The 2,659-nt window shown below is 69.5% G+C and carries 1 protein-coding gene; it reads right to left on the minus strand.

All coding sequences use genetic code 11. From position 1 onward, the window contains the following. A partial coding sequence (locus JW876_12150; protein MBN1886259.1) for a sigma-70 family RNA polymerase sigma factor occupies nucleotides 1–2,423 on the minus strand: 2,423 nt, incomplete at its 3' end. Nucleotides 2,424–2,659: the final 236 nt, after the last annotated feature.

Genomic DNA, 2,659 nt, shown 5'->3' on the forward strand with positions numbered 1-2,659 from the left:
ACGCGCTCATCGTCCGGCGCCTGCGACGCGACGCTTTCCCGGCGGAGCGGCATGTATCCGCTGGCCTCGATGGTGACAGCGAACGTCCGATCCTGGTTGAGGTCGTCGAGTACGAACCTCCCCTCGTCGTCGGACACCTTCTGACCAGGTCCAGAACGCGTCACCGAGACCCCCCCGCCGCTCACCTTGACGACGAAGTCGGAAACCGGCTGGTCGGTGTCTGCGTCGATGACGCGGCCGCGGATCGCGCCGCTCGGCTTCATCACGATCTCGGTCTCCGCGTCGAGCGCGATCTCCAGGTGGCGGATGTCCGTCCGGCGGTAGGCCCACAGGTCGACATAGACCGTCTCGGCGGGCAAGTCCGCCAGCGTCACTCGTCCTTGCGCGTCGGTGCGCGCCGGGCTCACCCTTCGCGGCTGCCCGGGGATCTCGAGGTACTCGTGAGCCTCCCGGCCGGCGACGAAGGGGCAGAGCATCACATCCCGCAGGGGATGCCCGTCCTCGTCGATCACGATGATCTCGGCGCGGTGGCCACCCTCGAGAGCTACGGCAGCGACCTCGTTCGGCTCGGCGGCGGGCTCTTCGGGACGGAGGACGAGAGTGATCTGCGCTTGACGGTCGCCGCTCTCGAATCGCGGGACCGCATGCTCACGCAGGGCATAACCCTCGAGCGAAGCCGCGAGCCGCGGCGGATGGCGCACGCTGACGCCGCGGAGAACGAGCCGCCCGTCGGCGTCGGTGGAGCGCGAATCCTCCCAGCCCGCGAACGATTCCTCCAGGAAATAGGAGACGCGCACCCCCTCGAGCGGAGTCCCTTCCGGATCGACGGCGAGGATCTCGACGATGCCTTCCGGCTCGAGATCGAGGGGACAGTCGCCGGATGCGTCGATCGCGAGGCGGTAGAGCACGCGGCGGAACGCGTAGCCCTCCGCCCGCACGTCGAGACGGGTCTCCATCGCGGGAAGCCCCTCGAATCGGTAGCGGCCGGCTGCATCCGTCACCGCCTCGAGCGTTCCGAGCACGGGCAGGCTGATCGAGACCTTCGCCCCGGGGATCGGTCTTCCCGTCTCCTCGTCGGCGGCTCGCCCCGAGAGCTCGAGGCCGCGGACGAGGGCGAGGTCGATCGGCCCCAGGCGCTGTCCATCCCCAAGCGGCACGAACTCGACGTCCTGCGGACTGAGGTGGGAGAGGTACGCGCCTAAACGAGCGCCGACGGCGACGCGCCCCGGCTCGGCCCCTCGGAACTCGAACGTCCCCTCGTCGTCCGCCGTCACCGCGGGACCGTCGGGCAGCAGGACGACCATGGCCCCGGCGGCGGGTTGACCGGTATCCCGGAGGAAGACGCGGCCGAAGATGCTCGGAGGGCTCGCATCGTCATCGGTCGCCACCGCGCCGGCGCCGGTTCCTTTCGGCTGCGAAGCCGAGGCAGGCAGAGCATCTCGCGGCGGCTTCGACGTTCCGTCCGCGCTCGCACCGGAAGTAGACGGCACGGCGGAGGCCCGTGCGGGTGTCTTTGATGCGGCGTCCGCCGTCTCGGCTTCACCGCTCGAGGGAACGACAGCGACACTCGTGTCGGGAGGCGGGTCGATTCCTCGTTCATCGGGGCGGTGCAAGAACGTCCACGTTCCGATCGCGACGGCGGCGATGATCCCAGCGGCCAGCATCTTCCCCTTCGCCGAGGCGAGCCAGGTCAGGGACGTCGCGAGCGACGAGGAGTACCCCGCCGTGCCCGCCGAGGCTACACCGGTGGCGGCCGCGGCTCCGGTCGCCGCGCGGAAAACACCCGCAGCGGCGAAGCAGGAAGGAGGCGCGACGAGCTGCCGCAGCACCGCGATCGCGGCGAAGACCGCCGCGCTCTCTCCCAGTCCCGCCCGGAGCAGGGCCGGCCTGAGCCGTCTCGTCCCGCGGGAGATGCGGCCCGAGACCGTCGAGCGCGAAATTCCCAGCGCAGCGGCGATCTCCTGGTGTGTGAGGCCATCGAAGTAATGGAGCGAGATCGGCACGCGGTACTTGCGGGGCAGAGCTGCCACCAGCGCCGCCACGCGCCGGCGCACATCGCGGCGGTGAGCATCATCCGCAGGGGAGTGACGCGGATCCTTCGCGACCGGCTCGATGTCCACAGCGACCTCCTTTCTCGATCGCCGCCGCCGCCTCTGGCGAAGCGCATCCGCCTCCCGCACCGCGAGCCGGCAGACGAGCGCCGCCGCATCTTCCACCTGCCGGGATTCTCTCGTCTGCCTGGCGAGCAGCAGGAGGCGACAGTAGGTCGACTGAAACGCGTCGCGCGCGTCTTCCTCGTCGCCGAGGATGCGGAGCGCCATGGTGTAGACGAGGGCGCTCGACTCCTCGTAGAGCCTCTCGAAGGTCGTCTCGGTCGGATCCTCGCAGAACGCCGACCAGGTCTCGAGCTGGAGACGGGTCATGGAAGCGGTCCTCCTGGATCATGGTCCTTGTCTACCCTCAGGTGGACGCCTCGGGGAAGCTCGCTCCGAAAAAAAACCGGTTTTCCCTTCTCCGTGAATAACACGGCACGGGGATGAAGTGCGCGCACAGGCGGGGGAGCTCAGAGCTTGACGCGGCGCGACGGGCCGAAGCTCCGCGGCGACAGCGGATCCTGCGGCAGGATCTCGACCCACTCCTTCGGGTCCGCGGGGACGAC

The sequence above is a fragment of the Candidatus Krumholzibacteriota bacterium genome (genome assembly GCA_016931295.1).
Classification (GTDB): domain Bacteria; phylum Krumholzibacteriota; class Krumholzibacteriia; order Krumholzibacteriales; family Krumholzibacteriaceae; genus JAFGEZ01.